The sequence below is a fragment of the Methanocalculus sp. genome, assembly GCF_029762515.1.
Taxonomy (GTDB): Archaea; Halobacteriota; Methanomicrobia; order Methanomicrobiales; family Methanocorpusculaceae; genus Methanocalculus.
The window spans coordinates 1-2,973 of record NZ_JARVGN010000300.1 but is presented as its reverse complement, the minus strand read 5'-3'; the positions used below and the strand labels follow the sequence as shown (position 1 = coordinate 2,973).

Here is a 2,973-nt window from a genome sequence, read left to right as displayed (position 1 = left end):
CACTCCGGGTTCCCCGGCCCGATATGGTTGTGAAGAAAGCCTGGTCGCGTCTCTCGGAATTTCTTTTCATTGCCATGCCGCTCCTCCTCGTGTCCAGTGTCTTCCTTGGGATCTTTGAGTATCTCGGATTCGTGTCGGCATTCCAGAATATCATAACCCCCTATTCCGAGGCTGTCCTCGGGCTTCCGGGATTTGCCGCGACCGCCCTTCTCTTTGGCATCCTCAGAAAAGAGATGGCATTTGAGACGCTGGCCGTTCTTGCAGGAACTGCAGATCTCGGCGCAGTCCTCTCGGGTGTGCAGCTGTATATTTTTGCGGTTGTCTGTGTCCTATTTATCCCCTGTATCTCAACAATTGCCGTTTTAATCAGAGAAATTGGAAAACGGTGGGCGATACTCATATCTTTGTATACTGTTGCCCTGGGTATCATCGTAGGAGCATTGTTAAAAATAGGGATGACATAACACGTAGTATATTATGTACAGCTACCAGTTCGGTATCCCTGCACTCGATGATCAACTCGGCGGATTGACCTCGGGTGCGAACGTACTCATACTGGCACCTCCTCTCTCTGGTGCCGAGAGGATTGCGTATAATCTCTCGTTTCCTTCTGAAAACGAATACTCGGTTCTTCTCTCGACAGATGAACGGGCATCTGAGATCCTAAACTTCTTTAAGCTGAATGGAACGGAGAGGAGAGCCCTTGCGATCATCGATGCTATCACAAAAAGCGATCTGCCGAACGTGCCTGATACCGACAGGATGAAGTTCGTTGCAAGTCCTGTTGATCTGACCGGCATCAGCATCAAGATGAGCAAGATGTTTGCGGGCATCGTCGATGAGAGCCTGAAGAATCCAAAACCCGGTGTTTTTCCGCCCCCGATTCGGTTCTGTGTAAGCTCTCTCTCAACATTTCTGATGTACAGGAAACTGGAGGTGATGTATCAGTTTGTCCACGTCATCTCTGCCAAGATCAAGAAGAACGAGTGGATCGGGCTTTATACCTTAAACAATGAGTCATTTGATGCCCGTACCATATCGGTGATTAAACAGCTGATGAACGGGGTGGTTGAAGTGAGAGAAGGGAAAGATAGCTTTGAGCTGAGGGTTGTTGGCCTTGGAGGACGGATGACTCCATGGCTTGCGTATTCATTTGATCCGAATGGGAAACTGGTGGTGGAAGGATGATATATACTGGAATTGATGCGCTGGATGGATTGCTTGAAGGAGGGATTCCTGATGGGAGCAGGGTTCTTTTTTCGATCGAGCCGGAGGCAGACGGACAGCATTTCCTGATTTCGATGCTCCATACTGCTGTCGTTTCCGGCAGGAAAACACTGGTTATTGCGCCGTTTACCAGTAAAGATGCCTACTTTAATGATATTGCAACACAGAGCCATTATCATCTGGACTGTTATGATGAACTGATCAGTTTCCTTGATCAGTCTGATGTCGAAGCAATCACGAGACAAAATCCTGACCAGAGTGCATGCAGGGCAGCATGGCGGGACAGAATCCGGAGCATTGTCAAAGAGGAAGATATCGACGTTATCGTCGTTTATCTTGATGTCCTCTCCGACTACTTTGAATTTGCCGGAGCAGTCTCGCTCTTTGATGATCTTGGATCAGATAAACCGGTCACCATCGCCTTTGAGTATTTCAATCTCTTTGGTGATGAGATGCTCAACTCAATCCTCAGCGAAACTCCCTGTGATCTCGTTATAACCCTTCAATCGGGAGCGGGAATTGTCTCTTTCTTCAACTACTTCACCCTCCATACCGTATCATGGCTCCCACTCCCGGCACGTTCACTCCCCTATATCGTCACCGAAGGTCATATTGTTCCTTATATCCCGAAGATCGTCGTAACCGGCCCCTCAAACAGCGGCAAGACGACTTTTGTCAAGAATATCTCAGAGAGCGGCATGTCAGTCGATCGCCTCGGGGTACTTGGTACACCGACAACTGTTGCTCTTGATATCGGCCATATGGCAAGCAAGGGTTTTGATATCAATATCTACGGCACTCCCGGCCAGGAACGGTTTGATCCGATTGTTCCCCAGCTGGCACGGAATGCGATGGGGGTCATCCTGATGGTGGATGTTACACGCCCCGATCAGATGGCACGGGCATTGAAACTGAAGACAATAGTCGAGGGAAATGCTGTTGTTCCAGTGATCGTCGTTGCAAATAAAGCCGATCTCGAATATTCGATTACTGAGGAGGAAATACGTTCTGCTCTTGAGATCGGACAGGGAACACCGGTATACTTCATATCGGCAACCGACCACAGGCAATGCCGTGATATCATCGATTCAATGGTCGATCAGATCACGCGATTTGAGTATTGAGGATACAGATGCTGACATTTATCGGGCTTGGGCTCTTTGACGAGCATGATATATCCCTAAAAGGACTTGCCGTCATTCGTGAGGCAGATGCAGTCTTTCTCGAAACCTATACCTCCAGGCTGATGGGTGCGGATATCCCTGCTCTTGAAGCACTCTACCAGCAACCCATCCGGCTTCTCTCCCGCGAGGATGTAGAACAGCACCCTGAACCGATCCTGGATGCAGCAGAATCGGGATCCGCTGTCTTTCTGACAGCCGGGGATACCATGGTCTCAACCACACACGCAGATCTCAGGATCCGTGCAGCCCAGCGGGGTATCCGGACCCAAATCATTCACGCGGCTTCGATTGCAAGTGCAGTCTGTGGCTTGTCCGGTCTCCAGAACTACCGGTTTGGAAAGTCATGCTCGCTCCCTTACCCGGAAGCACGATGGATGCCCACCACACCTGTTGAGGTGATTGCAGCCAACCGTTCCCAGAACCTCCATACGATCGTATACCTGGATATTCAGAAAGACCGGTATATGCGGATACCTGAAGCAATTGTGATCATCGAGGGGATCTGTTCAAAACTGAATATCACAATCCCTCTCTATGTCGGGATTGCACGGGCAGGTTCAGC

The 2,973-nt window shown here is 49.6% G+C and carries 4 protein-coding genes; all 4 read left to right on the top strand.

Annotation, left to right across the window (positions count from 1 at the left end; all coding sequences use genetic code 11):
* On the top strand, positions 1 to 464 hold a 464-nt coding region (locus QCH34_RS09980; RefSeq protein WP_300333581.1), incomplete at its 5' end, for a nucleoside recognition domain-containing protein.
* Positions 465 to 477: 13 nt separating this feature from the next.
* A complete protein-coding gene (locus QCH34_RS09975; protein ID WP_300333579.1) occupies positions 478 to 1,188 on the top strand; it encodes a hypothetical protein in 711 nt (236 codons plus the stop codon).
* A complete protein-coding gene (locus QCH34_RS09970; RefSeq protein WP_300333577.1) occupies positions 1,185 to 2,351 on the top strand; it encodes a GTP-binding protein in 1,167 nt (388 codons plus the stop codon). The genes QCH34_RS09975 and QCH34_RS09970 overlap by 4 nt, the downstream gene beginning before the upstream one ends.
* An 8-nt stretch (positions 2,352 to 2,359) precedes the next feature.
* The coding region (gene dph5, locus QCH34_RS09965) for a diphthine synthase (RefSeq protein WP_300333575.1) at positions 2,360 to 2,973 on the top strand (614 nt) is incomplete at its 3' end.

What these genes read in the sequence shown, in the direction of transcription:
- QCH34_RS09975 (WP_300333579.1), top strand. Translation starts at nt 478, where the DNA reads ATGTACAGCTACCAGTTCGGTATCCCTGCACTCGATGATCAACTCGGC.
- QCH34_RS09970 (WP_300333577.1), top strand. Translation starts at nt 1,185, where the DNA reads ATGATATATACTGGAATTGATGCGCTGGATGGATTGCTTGAAGGAGGG.